Origin of the sequence: Pseudoalteromonas sp. Z1A6 (genome assembly GCF_011378745.1) — a bacterium.
Taxonomy (GTDB): domain Bacteria; phylum Pseudomonadota; class Gammaproteobacteria; order Enterobacterales; family Alteromonadaceae; genus Pseudoalteromonas; species Pseudoalteromonas arctica.
The window spans coordinates 1-3,111 of record NZ_WTKW01000433.1 but is presented as its reverse complement, the minus strand read 5'-3'; the positions used below and the strand labels follow the sequence as shown (position 1 = coordinate 3,111).

The 3,111-nt window shown below is 39.1% G+C and carries 3 protein-coding genes; all 3 read right to left on the bottom strand.

The genetic code is table 11. The annotated features are described in order from the left end of the window. Window positions 1-49: 49 nt before the first annotated feature. A complete protein-coding gene (gene fliD / locus GQR46_RS18155; protein WP_165741903.1) occupies window positions 50-1,480 on the bottom strand; it encodes a flagellar filament capping protein FliD in 1,431 nt (476 codons plus the stop codon). A 60-nt stretch (window positions 1,481-1,540) separates the two neighbouring features. Then, window positions 1,541-1,960: a flagellar protein FlaG gene (locus tag GQR46_RS18150; protein ID WP_165741901.1), complete on the bottom strand. Its 420-nt coding sequence runs from the start codon at window positions 1,958-1,960 to the stop codon at window positions 1,541-1,543. A gap of 150 nt (window positions 1,961-2,110) precedes the next feature. Continuing rightward, window positions 2,111-3,111 (bottom strand): flagellin (locus tag GQR46_RS18145; protein WP_165741899.1); only part of this gene is annotated, 1,001 nt, incomplete at its 5' end.

The window sequence follows — 3,111 nt, the reverse complement described above, 5'->3', positions numbered from 1 at the left end:
TTTAAACTTAGCGGTTTTTTATTAAATCTATAATATTCTTACTCAGCTATTAATTTGATTGCCTAACTACGCCTGGCATGTTCTCTAATTGAGCTTGGACATAGCTGCTGGTGTTATTAAGGCTCGCCACCAATAAATCCATCGCATTATATTGAGAATATAAACGAGCTGATAACGACTCCATTTTACTTGTTAAACTTTCTCTTTGATCATCTAAATCATCTAACTGATTTGTTTTACTATCAATTCTGTTTTGGATAATACCGTCAGAATCTGTATAAAAACTAACTAAATCATCAAACGACTGTGCAAAGCCATCATCATTACTACCAACAAAAAATTGCTGTACTAAACTAACATCGGATTTAATTTGATCATTCAATGTGTCACTATCCAAGCTAAGCACACCATACCGGTCAGTTGTTACTCCTAATTGTGAAAGTGATAACGAACTCCCTCCTACATTTACTGAATCTGTTATTGTATCTCGCAGTTTAGACATTACACCACGTAATAATGAGTCCCCAGCCATTACGCCAACGCCATCTTCACCTGACGCACCTAAGGTGTTACTAAGCTCTAACAACTCGTTGTAACTACTGATAAAACTATTTAAACCTGTTTTAATATTATTATTGTTCTCAGTAACTGATATGTCGCTTATGTCGTCATCGATGTCATGCAGTTTCTTAACATTAATGTCAACACCATCAATAACATTGCTAAACTCATTAGTATTACTTGATACAGTCAACGCACCATCAATTGTTATCTGTGCATTTTGTGCAGCGTTTACTTCAGTTAGATTAGTAGTATGGTTAGCTGGATCTGCATCTGATACGTCATAAGCTAATCGAGATAATCCGCCAGTATCAGTATTATTACCGTCATCGTCTTGTACGGAAATTGTAATTGCGTTGTCTTCACCGGTTTCTTTACTTGTAAGTACTAAATGCTGACCTGTATCACTCGTGACTATAGTGGCCACAACTGAATCATTACTATCATTGCCAGTAAAAGGGCCGTTATTAATTTGGTCTCGTAAATCTTCTAACGTGTTTGTAGCCGATAAAACCGTAGAAAAACTATTTGTGCCAGAGCCTATCGTGATTACACCCGCACCTATAGCCTCGTCTGCAGCAAACGCAGGGGAAGATAACTTATGAGCTTGTGCTAATGCGTCTACTTTTACGTTATAGCTTCCAGGCTGCGCGTTTTCATCTGCGCTAATAGAGATAAAGTCATCAGTACCTGATGTACTACGCTGCTGGTATTTATCACTATCCCCCAAAGCTTCCATTGAGGTTTGCACTTTTTCGAGCGCTGACTTAAGTGCGCCAACAGCTGAAATATCTGTTGTTAAATTAGCTTCTTTAGTATTTAAACGAGCTTCAGCAGGTGCTTGTTCAGCATTAACTAATGCATCAACAATATCTGATACGGCTAAACCTGAGCCTAAGCCATTAAACGAAATAGACATACTTCACCTCTTAAATACTCAAAAATAAACTAACTTATTATTAGTGATTGGAACTACTCACTAAACCGTTTGATCAATCAAAATACCTGCCGATTCAGATAATTTAGACACTAAACTTAACACTTCCTCAGAAGGATATTGTTTAATGACTTCACCACTGTTTTTATCAAGAACTTTAATTACATCGCGGCCTGAATCTTCATCAACTTTAAATTGTAAACTTCGGTTCATTTCGCCCATAAAGTCCTGCAATTGTTGCGCCATCTCTTCTAACTGTTCACGCTCTAAAGGCTGCTTTTCCGTAGGGTTTATATCGTATTGGTTTTTCTGTAATTGCTGTTGATTTTGTTTATCCACTTGATTTACATCATCAACAGCTCGTTCGGTTAAAGAGTGAACAACCTGTCCTACCTGCTTGTCATTTCCAGCGGTTAGATTAGATAACGTTGTAACCTCTGCATTTGAAGTAATTGTATTCATAACAGATTCCTATGTGTATTTAATTAAACCAACAATAGCTTAATTTTAGCCCTTGAACCATAAAAGGAGGTAGCTAAAGCCACCTCCTTTTATTGTAAAACTAATACTGACTTTATGTACTAGCTAACCATTAAGCTAACGCTTGACTTATTAACCTAATAAGCTAAGTGCTGTTTGTGGCAACTGATTTGCTTGCGACAAGATTGATGTACCTGCTTGTTGCAATATCTGGTTCTTCGTCATCTCAGCGGTTTCTGTTGCGAAGTCAGTATCTTGAATTCGACTACGTGATGCAGACACGTTCTCAGAAATATTCGCTAAGTTACTTATTGTATGGTCAAAACGGTTTTGAACCGCACCTAAGCTCGCTCGTTGTGAGTCGATGTTTGCAATCGCGTTATCGATAATTGCTAACGCATCTTGTGAGCCTTTCTGGCTTGTAATATCAACGTCAGCAACATCATTTAGCTTACTTGTTACATCAGTTACACCAGCGGCTAAAGACGCATCGCTTGCTTTAGCACTAAATGTTTCTGAGGAATTCAACTGAACAGCACCTGATACTCTAGTTGCACCAGCGGCTGTATTTAATGTTACGGCTGCACCAGCAGCCCCATTATAACCTTCTGGAGTAACATCAAGTTCAACTGATGGCGTACCAGCGCTGTCGGTTAAACCCGCAAATGTAATATCTGCACCGTTGTTGTTTGATACAGAAAGAGCACCATTTTCAATTGTTGCTGTAACACCATGCTCATCAGTTGCACTGTTAATAGCCTCAGCTAGTGCTTGCTCATCACCAGCTTTAGTGCCAGTACCAACAAATGATAGCTTTTCGCCATTAAGTTCAAAACTTACAGATTCATCTGCAGTAGCTAGCGCAGAAAGAGATAAGCCAGCTTCAGTTCTTGCTTGAGCTGTAACGCCTGTAGAACTCGTTACACTGTTAATCGCAGCAGCGGCATCTTCAGCACTCGCACCAGCAGCAATAGTAACTTGAGCATCATTACGTCCAGATATATCATATGTACCACCAGCAACAGCACTATTAGCTAAAGTTGCTGTGGCAGCTGCAGCTTGTCCAAAACCATCTGCTGCTGCTGATTGTAAATTAACTTGGTTAGAACCAATTTTCTCTGCCGCTACACTAG